Below are 18,844 nucleotides of genomic sequence, written 5' to 3'. Positions count from 1 at the left end.
TGCTCGCCCGAACGGGTCAACCGACGCGAAGGAACAAAGCCCGTGTCATTTCTCGACATCCGCGTCCCCGCAGTTGTGCTGCGCGTGGACCGGAATCCCTTTCACCACGGAACGCTGGGGGCCGTGCGCTCACTCGGCAGAGCCGGTGTGGAGGTACATGTGGTCGCCGATTCCGCAGGAAGTCCCGTATCCCGATCGCGTTTCGTGCACCGGATGCATCCTCCGCCACCGTTCGGGGCCTCCCCCCGCGAGATCGCCGACGTGCTGCGTCGGGTGGCCGCCCGGATCGCGCATCCCGCCGTTCTGATCCCCATGGACGACGCGAGCGCGATCGCCGTGGGTCGCATGGGCGAGGCGCTGGCGCCCTTCTATCTGCTGCCGGCCGCTTCCGGTGTGCTGCCCGAACGCCTCGCCGACAAGGCGGAACTGGCCGCCCTGTGTGCGTCCGTGGGCGTTCCGCATCCGGTGACCCTGGTCCCGGACAGCCCGGCCCAGGCCGTCGGCGCCGTCCTTCGACTGGGTCTGCCGGCGGTCGCGAAATGGAGCCGGCCCTGGCTGCTGCCGGCCGGCGGCGGACTGCGCAGCACGACGGTGGTGACATCCACTCAGCAGGCGCGGGAGCTGTATGCACGCGCCGATGAGGCGGGCAGCCCGCTCCTGCTGCAGCAGCGTCTGCCACCGGGGCCGGGCCGCGACTGGTTCTTCCACGGGTACGCCGACCGCTTCGGCATCGTCCGCGCGGGCGGAGTCGGATGCAAACAGCAGGCCTGGCCGCGCGGGGCCGGGCTGACCGCGGTCGGTTACTGGGCCCCCAACGCGGAGGTACGGGCGCTGGCCGAGCGGTTCACTTCCGAACTGGGCTACCGCGGCGTCCTCGACATGGACTTCCGGCAGTGCGGCGCGACGGGACGCTACCACCTGCTGGACTTCAACCCACGTCCCGGTGCCCAGTTCCGGCTGTTCTCCGACACCGCCGGCCTGGACGTCGTACGAGCCCTGCACCTCGACCTGACACACCGTCCGCTGCCGGAGGGCGCACCGAGGGCGGGGCGGGTCTTCATGGTGGAGAACTACGCGCCGCTCGCCGCGCTGCAGCCGGCCCCGGGTGGGCGTGAACTGGCCTGGCACGCCCGGGACGACTCCGCACCCGGCCGCGCGATGTGGGCGCTGTGGTGCCGTCATGTGCCACGCAGACTGCATCAGCGACTGGGCGCTGCCGCGTCGGCGCCCGCTCCGGTGCGCCTGATCCCTCAGAGAGCCACATCGACTTCGACCGACGACGAGAAAGCGAGCAGCTCCTGATGTACGACCTTCTGGTGGTGGGCGCCGGCCCGTACGGCCTGTCCATCGCGTCCCACGCGGCGGCCGCCGGGCTGAACCTGCGCGTGCTGGGACGGCCGATGGCCTCCTGGCGGGACCACATGCCACCCGGTATGTTCCTGAAGTCCGAGCCGTGGGCCTCCAACCTCACGGATCCCGAGGGCCGCTGGCGGCTAGACGCGTACTGCGCCACACAGGGGATGACGGCCCGTCACGCCGAGCCGATCCCGGTGGCGACGTTCGCCGCATACGGTCTGTGGTTCGCGTCCAACGCCGTCCCCCCGGTGGACGAGCGCATGGTGAGCCGGGTGGCGACCCATCCGGCCGGGTTCGAGGCGGTCACCGAGGACGGAGAGGTGCTGCACGCGAGGACGGTGGCGCTGGCGGTCGGTGTCATGCCCTTCACACAGATGCCGGCTCCGCTGCGCCGTCTGCATCCCTCGCTCGTCTCGCACAGCAGCCATCACAGTGACCTCGAACAATTCCGTGGCAGGGACGTCACGGTGATCGGCGGCGGCCAGGCGGCCCTGGAGACCGCGGCGCTGCTCGCCCAACAGGGAACTCGGGTAAGGGTGATGGTCCGGGCCGACCGACTGCACTGGAACGATGTGCCACCTGCCTGGCAGCGTCCCTGGTGGCAGTCGGCCCGCTTGCCGCACAGCGGCCTGGGCTGCGGCTGGCGCAACTGGTTCTACGCCGAGCGCCCGGGCCTCTTCCGACACCTCCCCGAGTCGGTCCGCACCCGCGTCGCGGCCACCGCGCTGGGCCCGGCGGGAGCCTGGTGGGTGCGGGACCGGGTGGAGTCGGCGGTGGAGGTGCTGCTCGACCGGGACATCACCGCGGCTCGCGCGGTGCCGGGCGGGGTGCGGCTGGACACGGTCAGCCTGACCGGGGGGCCGCTGACACTGGAGACCGAACACGTCATCGCCGCAACGGGGTTCCGGGCGACCCTGGACCGGCTCGGCCTGCTCTCCGACGAGCTGCGCGGCGGCCTCGCGACGGCGGCCGACGGCTCCCCAGTCGCCGGGCGGGACCTGGAGTCCTCGCACCCGGGGCTTTTCCTGGCAGGCCTGCTGACCGCTTCATCGTTCGGCCCCGCCATGCGTTTCGTCCACGGAGCCACGTTCACGGCCACGGCACTGGTACGAGGGGTGCGCCGCCGCCTGCGCGGCACACCGCTCAGCGACGCGTCGCCCGTGCGGGTGGGATGGAGCACCGCGGAAGCACCGTCGCGGGCCCGCTGCTGACGGTAGGCCTCGGGGGTCGGACGTGCCAGGTCCGGCCCCCTGCCGCAAAGTACTACCGACGGGACGCGGCCCGGCCCCGTCGATAGAAGATGACCCCGCTCGCCATCAGGAACGCGGCAACGCCCGAGGCAGCCGTGGTCTCGCTGCCGACCCCGGTCTCTGCGAGGGACGGCGGCTGCTCGGGGCGTGCTGCGGGCGGCGCCGTCGACGGCCCGGAGGACGGGGTGTGCACGTGCGGAGCCGGCTTGGGCGGTGTCGCCACCCGGGGCGGCGAGGACGGCAGCGGTGCGGGGGGAGTCGTGGGCGGAGTTTCGTCGTCACCGTAGCCGCCGGTGACGTCGTCGCCCCGGCCGCTGTCGACACCGTGCCCGGTGATCCAGTCGGAGCCGCTCACATCGCCGAGTCCGGTGATCCAGTCGGAGCCGCCGGAGTCACCGTGTCCGGCGATCCCCCCGGAGCCGCCCGAATCACCGTGTCCGGCGATCCCCCCGGAGCCGCCCGAATCACCCTGCCCGACCACGCGGCCGGAGCCGCTGTCGTCGCCGTAACCGTCGACGTCGCGCTGACCACCGGTGCGACCGTGGTCACTCGTCCTGCCGGCGTCACCGCCTTCGGCTCCCCGGTCGGCACCCCGGTCGGCACCCTGCGCCCCGTAGGCCGGCACGTCGTCGGTCTTCGCTGGAGCGTCCACCGGGACGTCGGCGGCGCTGTGGCCGGACAGGGTGCCGAGTGTCTCGGCCGTGGCCGCGTCGGTCCGCGAGTCCGCGAGCGCCGGGATGCCCCACAGCGACAGGAGGGTCGTCGCGCAACCGGCCACGATCATTCCCTTGCTCAGGTTCTGTCGCATTCTGGTCGTCTTTCTGGTCGAAGAAGAAGCTGGAAGAGGAAATCGGGCGGCTGCGGCAGGTGAGTGGTCAGTTCTTCTTCCGCCGTCCGCTGTGGCGCCGGGAAGCAGCCTCACGTCTGCCGTAGTTTCGCTGCCATCCGATTTTCTGACTGGTCCAGTGATGGGACCCGGTGAAATGCCAATAGCGACATTCCGAGCAGAGGTAGATGCGGTCCGGGATTCTCTCCAGCAGCGGCTGCTTGATCAGCCAGCATCTCGCCTCGGATTCGGTGCGGAACGACGCTTTCCCCGTCTCCGGACAGCGCGGCATGATGATCGAATTACCCATGTCCCCTCCGAGGCGTGGACCGGCTCACACCCTCTTCAGCAGAAGGATGAACCCGATGGTGCCTCAGCGGGAAAACCCGTATCAAGCGGTAACCCCTCTTTCGGCCGAGCCGCGGCCGGTTTTCATCCGCATGGCGCCATAGGACGATTGAGGTTAATTGCGATTGACGGTCGGCGCTTTGATGTGAAAAAAGGTCAGCGGCCGCCGTGCGCGGCCGCTGACCCCATTGGTACATCTCTGCGAACAGCCCAGGCCCTCTTCCCCCACCAGCCGCCGGACCGTCAGCCGATCATTTTCCCGGCGCGATCGCGGTGCAGAAATTGCCGATGTTCTGGGTAAGGTCTCCGCCGACAGTGATCGGCGCGTTGATGGTGACAAGAGAGGACTGGAACGCCTGGTCACAGTCCAGAAGCTGGGCGTTCTTGACGGTGGTGCGGGGCGGCTCGTCGCCGCAGTCCGCCGCCTGGGCGGTACCGGCCGCCGCAAGGCCGACGCCACCGAGAACACTGGTCACCAGCATGACCTTCTTGAACCTGCGCACGTAAACCTCCGTGTATTGACTCTCGACCGCCGCGACGGCGGGATACGACTGACACGGCAAGGGGACGCCGAGTTCTCACTACCTCGACATCCCCTTGTTCCGCGTATGGGACCCGACTGCCGCCGGCGTCCCGAGATCAGTGCCCCAGGTTGACGTTCGAGCAGAAGTTGCCGATGTTCTGGTGCACGTCGCCGACGGTCGCACCGTTGGCAGGGGCGAAGGCGGCGCCCGCGTCGAAGTCCTGGTGGCAGCGCGCGACCTGCAGGTTGTCGACGAAGACCTCCGGACCGTCATTGGCGCTGGCGATACCACTGCCGGCGATGCCGATGCCGCTGACCATGAGTGCTACGGCAGCGGCCTTCTTGAGCTTCTGCATGATGTCTCCGATTTCTTCACACACACGACCCTCGTTACGGACCGTGCCTGACTCGTGACAGACGATAACACGCACTTCGCCTAACACCACATTCCAGACACACCCGATTGAGTGTCTTCAATGGATACATGAGTCCTATAACGGATATAACTCATCGGATAGGCAGGTCACGGAGGCGGTCACCGCGCGGGCCAGGAGCAGGCACGGTCGCCCCGTTTCACCGAGCTCCCGTTCGGCCCACAGCGCACCGGAGACCCGACACCCTCGGAACACAACGAGAAGCCGGCCTCGCGCAACAGCACGAGACCGGCTCCCCGTAGCGCCCTCGAATCAGTCGACGTCGACGACGTGGGCGTTGCTGTTCACGCAGGCGTTGCCGATGTTCTGGTTCAGGTCGCCGGTGGTCGCACCGTTGACAGGAGCGAAGGCAACGCCGCCATCGAACGACTGCCGGCAGTCCGCAAGCTGCAGGTTGTTGATGGCGACGCCATCGGGGCGCGGGTCGTTGCAGTGCGCCGCGCCGGCGTTGGCGACCCCTCCACCGACAAGCCCGATGCCGCCGGCCATGAGTGCTACGGCAGCGACCTTCTTGAGCTTCTGCATGATGTCTCCGCTTTCTTCACGCACACGATCCTCCTTACGGACCGTGCCCGACTCGCCACAGACGGTAACACGCGCTTCGCTTAACGCTGCATTCAAGACACACCCGATCGAGTGCATCTAATAGCGCCATAAAGCCCATAAATTATCAAAGTCACCGGGCCGGCAGACCACAGAGCCGGCCCACCACCCGGACCAGAAGCAGGCACGGCCGGCCCGTTCACCGACCCCGCCATTCGGCGCACCAGGCCACACACGACAAAGAGCCTCCGACGGGCACTTGAACGAGGGCCTCACGCACCCCACCCTCACCCACCGGAGGCACTCCCCGGCAGCGCACCGGAGACCCGACGCCCTCGGCACGCAACGAGAAGCCGGCCTCGCGCAACAGCACGAGACCGGCTCTCCGTAGCGCCCTTGAATCAGTGCTGGCCGAGGACGGCGAGGTTATTGCAGTTGTTGACGACGCTCTGGTTCAGGTCGCCGGTGGTCGCACCGTTGACAGGGGCGAAGGCGGCGCCCGCGTCGAAGTCCTGGTGGCATTGCGCAACCTGCAGGTTGCGGATGGCAACCTCCGGACCGTCATTGGCGCTGGCGATACCGCCACCGGCAACGCCGATGCCGCTGACCATGAGCGCTACGGCAGCGGCCTTCTTGAGCTTCTGCATGATGTCTCCGCTTTCTTCACGCACACGGCCCCTTACGGACCGTGCCTGACTCGTCACAGACGATAACACGCGCCTCACTTAACTCCATATTCCAGACACACCACATCGAGCACCTCGAATGGATCGATAAATCCCATAACGGATATAAATCATCGGGCGGGCAGGCCGCAAAGCCGGTCACCGCAACCCGACACCTCGGCACACAGCGAGGAGCCGACCTCGCGCAGCAGCACGAGACCGGCTCTCCACAGCGCCCTTGAAATCAGTGCCCCAGGTTGACGTTCGAGCAGAAGTTGCCGATGTTCTGGTTCAGGTCGCCGGTGACCGCACCGTTGACAGGGGCGAAGGCGGCGCCCGCGTCGAAGTCCTGGTGGCATTGCGCAACCTGCAGGTTGCGGATGGCAACCTCCGGACCGTCATTGGCGCTGGCGATACCGCCACCGGCAACGCCGATGCCGCTGACCATGAGCGCTACGGCAGCGGCCTTCTTGAGCTTCTGCATGATGTCTCCGCTTTCTTCACGCACACGATCCCTTACGGACCGTGCCTGACTCGTCACAGACGATAACACGCGCCTCACTTAACTCCATATTCCAGACACACCACATCGAGCACCTCGAATGGATCGATAAATCCCATAACGGATATAAATCATCGGGCGGGCAGGCCGCAAAGCCGGTCACCGCAACCCGACACCTCGGCACACAGCGAGGAGCCGACCTCGCGCAGCAGCACGAGACCGGCTCTCCACAGCGCCCTTGAAATCAGTGCCCCAGGTTGACGTTCGAGCAGAAGTTGCCGATGTTCTGGTTCAGGTCGCCGGTGACCGCGCCATTGGCAGGAGCGAAGGCGGCGCCGCCGTCGAACGACTGCTGGCAGTCCGCGAGCTGCAGGTTGTTGACGGCGAAGCCGCCAGGGTACGGGTCGCTGTAGTGCCCCTCACCGGCGCTGGCGACCCCTCCCCCGACAAGCCCGATGCCGCCGACCATGACCGCCACGGCAGCGGCCTTCTTGAGCTTCTGCATGATGTCTCCGATTTCTTCACGCACACGACCCTCTTCACGGACCGTGCCCGACTCGTCACAGACGATAACATGCACCTCACTTATCTCCACATTCCAGACACGGCCAACCGAGTGCAACTAATCGAACTATTAACTTTTTTCGGACAACCGACTGCCTTCGGGGGTGCACACCAAGGTGCTCACACCGCCGGTCCGCAGCGTGGCGCAGACCTGCGGAACCTTGGGCACGGTGAGGTTGACGGTCCGTTGGACGCCGGCCTGGACGGTCTCCTGAAGACTCGCGAGCTCGGCGCCGCCCGCCGCGATGCTCACGTCGACGGTCTGCGTCCGACCGCAGAAAAGGGTGAGGCTGACCCCGCTGGTCGTCGAGGAGCTGATCTTCTGGATGGCGACGGCGCAGGGAAAGTCCCCCGACGCGGCCCGCGCGTGCGCGGCAGTGAAGAGCGGTGCGGAAACCACCAGCACGGTGGCCGCGGAGCGGAGCATACGGCGGGGCAATGGTCCTCCCGGGAGTTCGCCGGGCCCGCCGCCGACGGCGATCGAGCCCTTGACCACGGCGCCTGAATGTCCTTCATGCGCCTTTCGGGGAGACATGACCACGAGCAGATCCAGCCCGCAAGGCGAGCACGGCCGATCGAGTGAGTGACCGCGGGGAATCCGGACGGCGCAACGGCAAATGCCGCGTCAGCCGCGATACAGCGCCTCGATCTCGTCGGCATAGCGGGCCGTCACCGCGCGCCGTTTGAGCTTGAGCGACGGGGTGAGCAGCCCGTTGTCCTCGCTGAACTCACCCTCGACCAGGGCGAAGGAACGGATCGACTCGGCGCGGGAGACGGCCTCGTTGGTGTAGTCGACCGCCTTCTGCACCTCGGCACGCATCCGCTCGTCGCGCACCAGCTCGGACAGCGGGGTGTCCGGGGGCAGCTTCCGTACGGACAGCCAGTGCGCGACCGCCTCGGGGTCCAGGGTGATCAGGGCGGCGACGAACGGCCGGTTGTCGCCGACGACCAGGCACTGGCCGACCGGCGACCGGCTGCGCAGCCGGTCCTCCAGGACGGCCGGGGAGACGTTCTTGCCGCCGGAGGTGACCAGGATGTCCTTCTTGCGGCCGGTGATGGTGAGATAGCCGTCCGCGTCGAGCGCGCCCAGGTCGCCGGTCTCGAACCAGCCGTCGTCCGGCAGCACTTCGGCGGTCGCGGCCGGGTTGTTCCAGTACGACCCGAACACCACCGGCCCCTTGACCAGCACCTCGCCGTCGTCGGCGATCCGGACCGCCGTCCCCGGAATGGGCTGCCCGACCGTGCCGGGGCGGGGCGCCAGCGGCGGCACGATGGTGGCGGCCGCGCTGGTCTCGGTCAGGCCGTAGCCCTCGTAGACGACGATCCCGGCCGCGTGGAAGAACAGGTTGAGGTCGCGGTCGAGCGGGGAGCCGCCGCTGATGGCGTACCGCATCCGGCCGCCGAGTTCCCTGCGGATACGGCGGTATACCAGTAGGTCGTACAACGCCCAGGCGGCGTACAGGCCCGGCCCGGGTCCCTTCCCCGTGCCGAGGAACTTGCTGAGATACGCCTCGGCGAACCGCACCCCAATCCGCTCGGCGCGGTCGAAGGAGGCGGCGCGCCCGATCCTCTCGGCCGTCGCCCGTCCGGTGTCGTGGATCTTCTCGAAGAGGTACGGCACCCCGACCAGGAACGTCGGCCGGAACTCCCGTAGCGCGGGCCGGAGTTCGTCCGGCTTCACGCTCGGGAAGTGGCCCATCTCGATCCGGCCCAGCAGACAGGCGATCTGGAGCGTACGGCCCAGGATGTGGGCGAGCGGCAGGAACAGCAGGGTCGAGGCGTTCTGACCGGTGACCGCCCGGAAGACGGGGTGCAGCAGCTCGACCGTGTTGGCGGCCTCGGCGTGCAGGTTGGCGTGGGTGAGGACACAGCCCTTGGGACGGCCGGTGGTGCCGGAGGTGTAGCAGACCGTGGCGGTGGTGTCGGGGGTGAGGGTGCCACGGCGCTTGGTGACCTCCTCGTCCGGGACGTCCTGGCCGAGGGTGGTGAGGTCGGTGAGTGCGCCTGCGTCCAGCTCCCAGACGCGTGGGGGTTCGGGGTGGCCGGCGGTGCCCGTGGCGACGGTCGCCGTGTTCTCCGGGGTCTCGGTGACGACGTGCCGGGCGCCGGAGTCCCTGACGATCCACTCCACCTGGTCGGCGGAGGAGGTGGGGTAGACCGGGACGGTCACACCGCCGGCCGCCCAGACGGCGAAGTCGAGGACCGTCCACTCGTAGCGGGTGCGGGACATCACGGCGACGCGGTCGCCTGCGGCGAGGCCGGCGCCGATCAACCCCTTGGCGACGGAGGTCACTTGGGCGGCGAACGCGGCCGCCGTGACGGTGCCCTCGCGGCGGCGGATCGCCGTGGCGTGGGGTTCCTCTGCCGCGTTCGTGTAGGGGAGGTCGGCGAGGGAGCCGGTGGTGAGCGGGGCGGCGAGTGGCGGCCGGTGCGCCTCCCGTACGACACCGTTCGCGTCCTTGATGACCTCGACCTTGCCCCGGTCGGCCAGATCGGTCCGCCGGCGTGCTCGTTTGAGGTCGCTGCGTACGCTCATGGGGCGTCAACTTACTCAGAAGTAAGGGTGGGTCAATGGGTCTCGCCGTAAGGGGTGCGGTTGTGTGCCAGGTACGGGTGCGTTGTGGCTGGTCGCGCAGTTCCCCGCGCCCCTGAAGGGGCGCGTCAGCCCTCGGTGTTGGAATGGACTGCCTCTCGAATGGCTGTCGCGAGGTCGGAGACGTCCTTGTCCTCAGTCGTCCTTGCCAACGTCGCAGCGCGGGCCTGGAGCTTGCCGAGGTCCGGACTTCCCGGGATGTTGTAGTCCCCGCCCGCCAGTGCGTCCGCGAAGTACGCCGCCACCGCCGTTACTTGGAAGCGCGGCGATGCCGTCCACACGGAGCTGTGCAGGGCGTCGGTCTCCATCGAGCCCGTGTTCTCGTGCGGGGAGCGGGTGTTGGGGTCGAGCCAGCGGACCGTGGCGGTGGCGAGGTGGCCGTCCGTGCCGGGGTTGGTGCGGACGGCGTAGAGGGCGGTGACCGTGTGGCCGGGGCCGATCTCGCCGCCGTCGACGCGGTCGTTGCGGAAGTCCTTGTCGGCGACCTTGCGGTCCCGGTAGCCGATCAGGCGGAACTCGGCGACCGTGTGCGGGTCGAAGGCCACCTGGGCCTTGGCGTCGCGGGCCACCAGGTCGATGTTCTGCGGGAGTTGGCGGCAGAAGACGTCGGCGGCGGTCGCGGTGTCGGAGACGTACACCGTGTGGCCGTCGCCCTTGTCCGCGAGGCGTTCCATGAGGGCGTCGCCGTAGTCGCTGCCCACTCCCACGCCGAACAGGGTGATGCCGTACTCGCGGCGGTCGCCGTCGATGCGCTTGAGGATGGCGTTCGGGTCGGTCTCGCCGTCGTTGGCGAGGCCGTCGGAGATGAGGACGACGCGGTTGGTGGCGTTCTTGCGCAGGCCCTCGACGGCGGTGGCGTAGCCGGTCTCGACGCCCTCGCCGAGGTTGGTGGAGGAGAGGGCGGCGAGGCCGTCGACCGCGTCGTGGATCTCGGCGCGGTGGCCGCCGAGGCGGGTCATCGGCAGGACCGTCTCGGCGTGTTCGCTGAAGGTGACGAGCGCGACCGAGTCGTCGTCGCGCAGCCGGTCGGTCATCGTGTCCAGGGACTTCTTGGCGAGGTCGAGGCGGCCCGGCTGGTCCATGGAGCCGGAGACGTCGACGACGAAGGTGAGGGCGGCCGGGGGGCGTTCGTCGGGGTCGTCGGCGGCTGGGCGGGTGGCGAGGCCCACGCGGACGAGGGACCAGTTCGGCTTGCTGGTGCGGGCGCCGTCGACGGTGACCGTGAAGCCGTTGTGCTAGGGGGTTCGGTAGTCCTGGCGGAAGCTGTTGACGAATTCCTCGGGCCGGATGGTCGAGGGATCGGGGCGGCCGCCGTCGGCGAGGGTGCGGCGGGCGTAGCCGTAGGAGGCGGTGTCGACGTCGAGGGCGAAGGTGGAGAGGTGGTCGGAGGGCGCGGCGGTCTCGTCGCCCTGGGCCTGGGAGGGGGCGGGAGCCCTGGTGGCGCTCGTGTAGTTCGGGCCGTTCACGTGGTTCTCGTCCGCGCTGCAGCCCGTCAGCAGCAGGGCGCCCGCGGTGGTGAGGGCGAGCAGCGCCCCGTACGTCTGCCGTCGTGTCCGGTGTCGGTCCATCGCGTGTGCCCCCTGTGCCGGTCGGAGTCGACTTCCTGACTTGTCGTCGACTCTGACGGCGCAGGGGGCCGGAACGTGCGCCCCGATGCGTTGCGGATGGATCTCGAAGAGGCCACGGACCAGGGGTGCCGAGGCCGGAGGGAGATCGTCCGGTGACCTAGGAGACCACGTCCTTGCGGGCGAAACCGCGGAAGGCCAGGGCGAACAGCACCAGGGCGTACGTTATCGAGACCGCGGTGCCCTGGATCATGCCGGACCACTCCAGGTTCGGTTGTACGGCGTCCGCCCAGGCGAACTGCCAGTGCGCGGGCAGGAAGTCGCGCCAGTGGCCGAGGGCGGTGACCGCGTCCAGGACGTTGCCGACGATGGTCAGGCCGACCGCGCCGCCGACCGCGCCGAGCGGGGCGTCGGTCTTCGTTGACAGCCAGAACGCCAGGCCCGCGGTGACCAACTGGGACAGGAAGACGTACGCGACGACGACCACGAGGCGCTGGGTGGCGGTGGCGGTGTCGAGTGCGCCGCCGGTCGGGATCTGGAGCGGACCCCAGCCGTAGGCGGCCGTGCCGACGGCCAGGGCGACCAGCGGCAGCAGGATCATCGCGGCCAGGCTGAGGCCGAGCGCGACGACCAGCTTGGACCACAGCAGGCGGGCCCTCGGCACGGGTGCGGCGAGCAGATAGCGCAGGGAGGACCAGCTGGCCTCCGAGGCGACCGTGTCCCCGCAGAACAGGGCGACCGGGATGACCAGCAGGAAGCCCGCCGACACGAACAGGTTGACCGCGGCGAAGTTGGCGCCGGACGCGGTGGCCGTGTCCAGGAGGGTGACCTGGCCGTTTCGCTCGCCCGGATCGCCGCCGATCGCGAACGCGATCAGCAGCACGAAGGGCAGTACGGCGAGGATGCCGCCCATCACCAGCGTGCGGCGCCGCTTGAGCTGGCGGACCAGCTCGACGCGGAGCGGCAGGGTGCGGCCCGCCCGGTAGCCGGAGGCCACCGCGGCTTTCTCGGTGAGCGTGCTCATGCGGAACCTCCGATCAGGGTCAGGAAGGCGTCTTCCAGACGGCGGTGCGGGCCGACCGACGCCACCGGAACGTCGAGCCGGACGAGTTCGGCGACCAGGCCCGGGGCGCCGGCGCCGGGCTCCAGGCGGACGAGCAGGCCGTCGTCCGTACTGGTCACGGATGCCACGCCGGGCAGCGCGGCCACCTTCTCCACGACCGGCTCCTCCACGGGGGTGCCGGTGCCGACGAGAAGGGTGTCGCCGGAGCCGACGATCTCGGCGACCGGACCGGCCTGGACGAGCCGGCCCCGGTCCATCACCACGAGGTGGGTGCAGGACTGCTCGACCTCGGCCAGGAGATGGCTGGAGACGATCACCGTGCGGCCGGCGGCCGCGTAGCGGATCATCACCTCGCGCATCTCGCGGATCTGCGGCGGGTCGAGGCCGTTGGTGGGTTCGTCGAGGATGAGCAGGTCCGGCAGGCCGAGCATGGCCTGGGCGATGGCGAGGCGCTGGCGCATGCCCTGCGAGTACGTGCGGACCGCGCGGGCCAGCGCGTCGCCGAGGCCGGCGATCTCCAGGGCCTCGTCGAGGTGGGCGTCCTCGGGCGGGCGGCCGGTGGCCTGCCAGTACAGCTCCAGGTTCTCCCGGCCGGACAGGTGCGGCAGGAAGCCGGCGCCCTCCACGAAGGCGCCGACCCGGGAGAGGACGGGCGCGCCCGGGCGGATGGCGTGGCCGAAGACCCGGACCTCGCCGCCGTCCGGCTTGATCAGGCCCATCAGCATGCGCAGGGTCGTGGTCTTGCCCGCGCCGTTGGGGCCGAGGAGGCCGAGGACCTGGCCCCTCTCCACACGGAAGGACAGCTCCCGGACCGCGTACCGGTCCGCGGAGCCCGCGTAGCGCTTGCTCAGGTCCGTTATCTGGAGCGGGACTTCGGCGAGCGCGGAGGCAGGGGCCGGGGTGGCGGTACGGCGGCGGCCGGTGAGCAGCAGGGCCAGGGCGGCCACCGCGCCGGCCAGCGGCAGCCACCACACCCAGGCGGGCAGCGGCGCGGCGGCCGTGTCCACCCGGGGTGCCGTCGGCACGCTCAGGGCGCCCTTGAGGGAGACGGTGTAGGTGGCCGGTGCGGTCGGGGAGGCGTAGCCGAGGTCGGTGGAGGCGAGGACCAGGCGCAGTCGGTGGCCCTTCTGCACCTCGTGGTCGATGGCCGGGAGGGTGAGGGTGACGTCCTTGCCGGCCTTGGCGCCCTCGACACGGATCGGGGCGACCAGCTGGGAGGGCAGCACCTGCTGGGTGCCGTCCGGGCCGACGTCGTACACCTTGCCGAAGAGCACGGCGTCGTCGCTGGTGGAGGTGATGTGGACGGTGGCCGTGGGGGTGCCGGTGATCTGGACGGTGTCGGTGACGGGCGCCGAGTCGAAGCGGGCGTACTGGCCCGGGAAGTCGAGGGAGATGCCGACGCCGAGGGAGGAGAGCTGGGCGAGGCCGCCGGCGCCGCCGAGGCCGGGCAGCGCGGAGACACCGGGCGGGCTGGCGCCGGCCGGGTTGTCGACGCGCTGGGTGCCGCCTCGCAGGGCGATGTTCTTCCGGTCGCTCTCCAGACCGGGGTAGCTGTCGGCGGTCGCGCCGCGCAGCTGGGCGGCGCCGTCGGTGGAGTCGACGCCTCCGGTGCGGGTGATCCGGAAGGCCGGGCCGGTGTCGGTGGCCTTGTCGCCCTTCAGGTACCGGTCGAACCACGACGTCACCCGGCCCTCGACACGGCTGGTCTCCAGGTCGCCGCCGTCGTGGCCGCCGGCGATCCAGTCGACGTCGACGGGGGCGCCGTTGGCCTTGATCGCCTTCGCCGCCGCGTCCGACTGGGAGAGCGTGAAGAGGGAGTCGGTCTGGCCCTGGAAGAGCAGGGTCGGCACCTTGATGCGGTCGCCGACCGCCGACGGTGACCGCTCCTCCAGGAGCTTGACCGCGGCCGCGTCCGGCTTGCCCGACTCGGCGACCCGGTTGTACATCGCGCACAGCTCGGGCTGGAAGTTGGCGCAGCCGCCGCCGGTGTTGACGAAGATCCCGGCCCAGAGCTTCTTGAAGACGCCGTCCGGGAACAGGGCGTCCGCGAGGTTCCAGTACGTGATGGAGGGGGCGATGGCGTCGACCCGGGGGTCGTAGGCGGCGGTGAGGAGGGAGATCGCGCCGCCGTAGGAGCCGCCCGCCATGCCGACGCGCGGGTCGCCGGCCTTGTCGAGCTGGACCTGGGGCTGCTTCGCGAGCCAGTCGATGAGCCGGGAGACGTCGGCGACCTCGTCCTTCGGGTCGTTGAGACCGATCTTCCCGGTGGATCTGCCGAAGCCGCGGGCGGACCAGGTGAGGACCGCGTAGCCGCCGCGGGCGAGGTCCTCGGCCTCGGCGCGCATGTCGTCCTTGCTGCCGCCGAAGCCGTGGGCGAGGAGGACCGCGGGGCGTCGGCCGGTGCCGGCCGTGGTGAAGAACGAGGTGTCGAGACGCACCCCGTCCACTGCCATGACCTTGTCGGTCTGCCGCACCGGGGGCGGGGCGTCGGAGGCGACGGCCGTCCACGTGCCGGCGCCGACGAGCACGACGACGGCGGCCGCGGCGGCCAGAAGCCGCCGCGGCCGCCGAAGCAGGGCTCGTAGGCCGGGGGGTCGAAGATCCATGCTTCAACGGTACGGGGCGGGACCGACATCCGATGCCGACGGTGGGGTGAACCCCCGGCCATCCCCGAGGAGTACGGGCACGTCGCCGTGTACTTCGGCCGCGGTACACCGGGTTGACGCCAGGTACGAGGCGCGGGGGGTTTGCGCAGTTCCCCGCGCCCCTGGGTCGGCTGCCCTCCCCGGCACCCACAACCCGCTGCCGCTCCACCGAACACCGCCGCCCCACCCCGATCCCGCTCCACCGATCCCGCCGTAACGGCGGACTCCGGCGGTGCCGGACCGAACGGTGAATCCCTGCGGGACGGTGGGGGCTGGGCGCGCAGTTCCCCGCGCCCCTGGGGTTGGCTGCCCTCCCCGGCGCCCACAAGCCACCGCCGCTCCCCCCGATCCCGCCGCAACGGCGATCAGCCACAGCGGCGGACTCCGGCGGTGCCGGACCGGACGGTGGATCCCTGCGGGCCGGTGGGGGCTGAGCGCGCAGTTCCCCGCGCCCCTGAGGTCGGCTGCCCTCCCCGGCACCCACAAGCCACCGCCGCTCCACCCCGTCCCACCGCTCCCCCGATCCCGCCGCAACGGCGATCAGCCACAGCGGCGGACTCCGGCGGTGCCGGACCGGACGGTGGATCCCTGCGGGCCGGTGGGGGCTGGGCGCGCAGTTCCCCGCGCCCCTGGGGTTGGCTGCCCTCCCCGGCACCCACAAGCCACCGCCGCTCCACCGAACACCGCCGTCCCACCCCGTCCCGCCGCTGCCCGGTGGCGGGGGGGGCTCAGGCTTGGGCGTCCTCCGGGATGGAGACCACCCAGTGGGTGTCCTTGCGGGGGCGGAGGTAGAAGGCCCAGTAGAGGGTGGCCACCGCTGTGATGCCGCCGGTCCAGAGGAGGTAGGTCGTCTCCTGCTGGGTGAGGATGTAGGCGAGGACGGCGATGAGGACGATCGGCATCGCCGGCCAGAGCGGCATCCGCCAGGCGGGGGTGTGCTTGTGGTGGCCTCGGCGGGAGAGGAGGGCGGCGATGGCGACGAGGAGGTACATGCCCGTCACCGAGACACCTGTGACGCCGTAGAGGGTGTCGAGGTTGACGAAGCAGAGCAGGGCGCCGGGGACGCCGACCGCGAGGGTGGCGACCCAGGGGGAGCCGAAGCGGCCCAGGCGGGAGAGGGCGCTGTTGACCGGGGCCGGCCACGCCTTGTCGCGGGCCGAGGCGAACAGCACGCGGGAGTTCTGGATGACCATGACGATGCCCGCGTTGATGATCGCGAGGGCCACGCAGAGGCTGACGAAGGTGCCGACCGCGGAGTTGGACCAGGCGGTGACCATGGCGCTGATGTCGCCGCCGGTGAGGGCCTTGAGGTCGGTCGCGCCCATGGTGATCGCGGCCACCGGGACCAGGATGATCACCGTGGAGATCGCGAGGGTGGCGAGGACCGTGCGGGCGACGTTGCGGCGCGGGTTCTCCAGTTCCTCGGAGAGGTAGACCGCCGTCGAGAAGCCCTGGGTGACGAAGAGGGCGATGGCCAGGCCGGAGACGACGAGCATGGCGGTGACCGTGGTGGTGTGGCCCCCCGTGTCCGCCACCTGCATGGAGGTCAGGCTGCCGACCCCACGGTGGCTGTGGGAGAAGCCCAGCACGGCCACCACACCCGCCGCGATGACCTCCAGGACCAGGAAGATGCCGGTGATCCAGGCGTTCGCCCGCAGGTCGAGGAGGCCCGCGAGGGTGGCGAGGAGCATCACGCCGGCGCCGGTCATGGCCGGGTCCAGGTGGACGATCGGGGACAGGTAGTCGGCCGTGCCCATCGCGATCACCGGGGGCACGATCATCACGACCAGGAGCGAGAGGACGAAGACCAGCCAGCCGGCGAGGCGGCCCGCCATCGTCGAGACCATGGCGTACTCGCCGCCCGCGCTGGGGATGAGCGTGCCCAGCTCCGAGTAACAGAAGGCCACGGCGATACAGAGGAGGGAGCCGATGGCGATCGTGAGGGCGGTGGCGGTCCCGAGGGAGCCGAACAGGTCGGGGACGACCACGAAGAGCGTGGAGGCCGGTGTGACGCAGGAGAGGGTGAGGAGGGTGCCGCCTACCACTCCGATGGAGCGCTTGAGCGTCTTGGGGCTGTCGGACGCCTCTGTGACGGCGTTCTCGACAGGGCGGAGCGTGTCGGTCATGCGGCGGTTCCGATCGACTCGTGCGGATGCCTCCGGCGGTTGGGCCGTGCTGCATGGAACCCCGACGAAAACCGTTGCGTCAATGGCCGTTTACCTTCGGATTCCGCACCCTTAAAGCGACGGCCATCACATCGCTTTCGTAGGGTCGAGCGACCAAGCGAGGCAATCATCAAGCCCCTGCTTCACATGACCTTGCTTTTGAAGGTCATGAACGCAAAGAACTTAAGTCACCCGTTTCATCCCGTCCAAACGAGAACCGCAGCTCGGCTTACAAAAAAAGTTGAGGCCGTCCGGTATCCGGACGGCCTCAGCGGGGTCAAACGGTCACGCTCGGTGGATCAGTGGTTGCGGGGGAAGCCCAGGTCGACGCCCGCGGGGGCCTCGGACGGGTCGGGCCAGCGGGTGGTGACGACCTTGCCGCGGGTGTAGAAGTGCGTGCCGTCGTTGCCGTAGATGTGGTGGTCGCCGAAGAGCGAGTCCTTCCAGCCACCGAAGGAGTGGTAGCCGACGGGGACCGGGATCGGGACGTTCACGCCGACCATGCCGGCCTCGATCTCCAGCTGGAAGCGGCGGGCCGCGCCGCCGTCCCGGGTGAAGATCGCGGTGCCGTTGCCGAAGGGGGAGGCGTTGATCAGCGCCACACCCTCCTCGTACGTCTCCACACGCAGGACGCACAGGACCGGGCCGAAGATCTCGTCCTGGTAGGCCTTCGCGGACGTGGGCACCTTGTCGAGGAGCGAGATGCCGATCCAGTGACCGTCCTCGAAGCCCTCGACCGTGTAGCCGGTGCCGTCGAGCACGACCTCGCAGCCCTCGGCGGCGGCACCGGTGACGTAGGAGGCGACCTTGTCGCGGTGGACGGCCGTGATCAGCGGGCCCATCTCGGAGGCCGGGTCGTTGCCGGGGCCGATCTTGATCTTCTCGGCGCGCTCGCGGATCTTCTCCACCAGCTCGTCGCCGATCGCGCCCACCGCCACGACCGCGGAGATGGCCATGCAGCGCTCGCCGGCCGAGCCGTAGGCGGCGGAGACGGCCGCGTCGGCCGCGGCGTCCAGGTCGGCGTCGGGGAGGACCAGCATGTGGTTCTTGGCACCGCCCAGCGCCTGCACCCGCTTGTGGTTGGCGGCGGCGGTGGTGTGGATGTAGCGGGCGATCGGGGTCGAGCCGACGAAGGAGACCGCCTTGACGTCCGGGTGGTCCAGGAGCCGGTCCACGGCCACCTTGTCACCGTGCACGACGTTGAAGACGCCGTCGGGCAGCCCGGCCTCGGCCAGCAGCTCGGCGATCTTGACCGACGCGGACGGGTCCTTCTCGGACGGCTTCAGGATGAAGGTGTTGCCGGTCGCGATGGCGATCGGGAACATCCACATCGGGACCATCGCCGGGAAGTTGAACGGCGTGATACCCGCGACGACACCGAGCGGCTGCCGGATCGAGGAGACGTCCACACGGCTGGCGACCTGCGTCGACAGCTCGCCCTTCAGCTGCACGTTGATACCGCACGCCAGGTCCACGATCTCCAGACCGCGCGCGACCTCGCCCAGGGCGTCGGAGTGCACCTTGCCGTGCTCGGCGGTGATCAGCTCCGCGATCGCGTCCCGGTTCGCGTCCAGCAGGGCGCGGAAACGGAACAGGATCTCCGTCCGCTTGGCCAGCGAGGACTGGCCCCAGGACAGGTACGCGTCCTTCGCGGCGGCGACCGCCGCGTCGACCTCGTCGACCGACGCGAACGCGACCTTCGTGGTGACCGCGCCGGTGGCCGGGTCGGTGACCGGCCCGTAGTTGCCCGACGTGCCTTCGACGGTCTTGCCGCCGATCCAGTGGTTGACGATCTTCGTCAT

Annotated in this window: 15 protein-coding genes and 1 pseudogene; 2 read left to right on the top strand and 14 right to left on the bottom strand. The window is 69.8% G+C overall.

All coding sequences use genetic code 11. The annotated features are described in order from the left end of the window. The first annotated feature begins 42 nt into the window (after window positions 1–42). Together KVT45_RS07775 and KVT45_RS07770 are read left to right on the top strand one after the other, a co-directional pair. Window positions 43–1,302: an ATP-grasp domain-containing protein gene (locus tag KVT45_RS07775; RefSeq protein WP_217545744.1), complete on the top strand. Its 1,260-nt coding sequence runs from the start codon at window positions 43–45 to the stop codon at window positions 1,300–1,302. Continuing rightward, window positions 1,302–2,567: an NAD(P)-binding domain-containing protein gene (locus tag KVT45_RS07770; RefSeq protein ID WP_217545743.1), complete on the top strand. Its 1,266-nt coding sequence runs from the start codon at window positions 1,302–1,304 to the stop codon at window positions 2,565–2,567. Before KVT45_RS07775 ends, KVT45_RS07770 begins: the two co-directional genes overlap by 1 nt. Before the next feature lie 52 nt (window positions 2,568–2,619). On the opposite strand, the gene KVT45_RS07765 is transcribed toward KVT45_RS07770, so the two are convergent. The 14 genes and pseudogenes from KVT45_RS07765 to mmsA form a co-directional block, all read right to left on the bottom strand. Next, window positions 2,620–3,414 carry a hypothetical protein gene (locus tag KVT45_RS07765; RefSeq protein WP_217545742.1) on the bottom strand — a complete coding sequence of 265 codons (795 nt, stop codon included), beginning with the start codon at window positions 3,412–3,414 and terminating at the stop codon, window positions 2,620–2,622. Between the two features lie 617 nt (window positions 3,415–4,031). Further along, window positions 4,032–4,283: a hypothetical protein gene (locus KVT45_RS07760; protein ID WP_217545741.1), complete on the bottom strand. Its 252-nt coding sequence runs from the start codon at window positions 4,281–4,283 to the stop codon at window positions 4,032–4,034. Between the two features lie 136 nt (window positions 4,284–4,419). Further along, window positions 4,420–4,659 (bottom strand): hypothetical protein, encoded by a 240-nt coding sequence (locus KVT45_RS07755; protein ID WP_254646401.1) that lies wholly within the window; start codon window positions 4,657–4,659, stop codon window positions 4,420–4,422. Between the two features lie 330 nt (window positions 4,660–4,989). Next, a complete protein-coding gene (locus tag KVT45_RS07750; protein WP_308310672.1) occupies window positions 4,990–5,286 on the bottom strand; it encodes a hypothetical protein in 297 nt (98 codons plus the stop codon). A 395-nt stretch (window positions 5,287–5,681) separates the two neighbouring features. Next, window positions 5,682–5,927: a hypothetical protein gene (locus KVT45_RS07745; RefSeq protein WP_217545739.1), complete on the bottom strand. Its 246-nt coding sequence runs from the start codon at window positions 5,925–5,927 to the stop codon at window positions 5,682–5,684. A gap of 262 nt (window positions 5,928–6,189) precedes the next feature. After that, entirely contained in the window at window positions 6,190–6,429 is a 240-nt protein-coding gene (locus KVT45_RS07740; RefSeq protein WP_217545738.1) for a hypothetical protein, read from the bottom strand. A gap of 262 nt (window positions 6,430–6,691) precedes the next feature. Beyond that, window positions 6,692–6,952 carry a hypothetical protein gene (locus KVT45_RS07735; RefSeq protein WP_217545736.1) on the bottom strand — a complete coding sequence of 87 codons (261 nt, stop codon included), beginning with the start codon at window positions 6,950–6,952 and terminating at the stop codon, window positions 6,692–6,694. Window positions 6,953–7,081: 129 nt separating this feature from the next. Then, a complete protein-coding gene (locus tag KVT45_RS07730) occupies window positions 7,082–7,438 on the bottom strand; it encodes a hypothetical protein (RefSeq protein WP_217545735.1) in 357 nt (118 codons plus the stop codon). A gap of 198 nt (window positions 7,439–7,636) precedes the next feature. Next, a complete protein-coding gene (locus KVT45_RS07725; protein WP_217545734.1) occupies window positions 7,637–9,547 on the bottom strand; it encodes a long-chain fatty acid--CoA ligase in 1,911 nt (636 codons plus the stop codon). A gap of 125 nt (window positions 9,548–9,672) precedes the next feature. Continuing rightward, window positions 9,673–11,172, bottom strand: a pseudogene (locus KVT45_RS07720) (von Willebrand factor type A domain-containing protein). A gap of 157 nt (window positions 11,173–11,329) precedes the next feature. Continuing rightward, window positions 11,330–12,193, bottom strand: a complete 864-nt coding sequence (locus KVT45_RS07715; protein WP_217545732.1) for an ABC transporter permease — start codon at window positions 12,191–12,193, stop codon at window positions 11,330–11,332. Beyond that, window positions 12,190–14,838, bottom strand: a complete 2,649-nt coding sequence (locus KVT45_RS07710) for a CocE/NonD family hydrolase (RefSeq protein WP_217545731.1) — start codon at window positions 14,836–14,838, stop codon at window positions 12,190–12,192. Before KVT45_RS07710 ends, KVT45_RS07715 begins: the two co-directional genes overlap by 4 nt. A gap of 767 nt (window positions 14,839–15,605) precedes the next feature. Beyond that, complete coding sequence (locus KVT45_RS07705; protein WP_217545730.1) at window positions 15,606–17,003, bottom strand: APC family permease; 1,398 nt, start codon at window positions 17,001–17,003, stop codon at window positions 15,606–15,608. A 338-nt stretch (window positions 17,004–17,341) separates the two neighbouring features. Then, window positions 17,342–18,844 carry a CoA-acylating methylmalonate-semialdehyde dehydrogenase gene (gene mmsA / locus KVT45_RS07700; RefSeq protein ID WP_217545728.1) on the bottom strand — a complete coding sequence of 501 codons (1,503 nt, stop codon included), beginning with the start codon at window positions 18,842–18,844 and terminating at the stop codon, window positions 17,342–17,344.

The organism is Streptomyces sp. GbtcB6 (assembly GCF_019091475.1).
Lineage (GTDB): Bacteria > Actinomycetota > Actinomycetes > Streptomycetales > Streptomycetaceae > Streptomyces > Streptomyces hyaluromycini.
The sequence above is the reverse complement of the archived record's forward strand: the minus strand, read 5'-3'. Positions and strand labels throughout refer to the sequence as shown.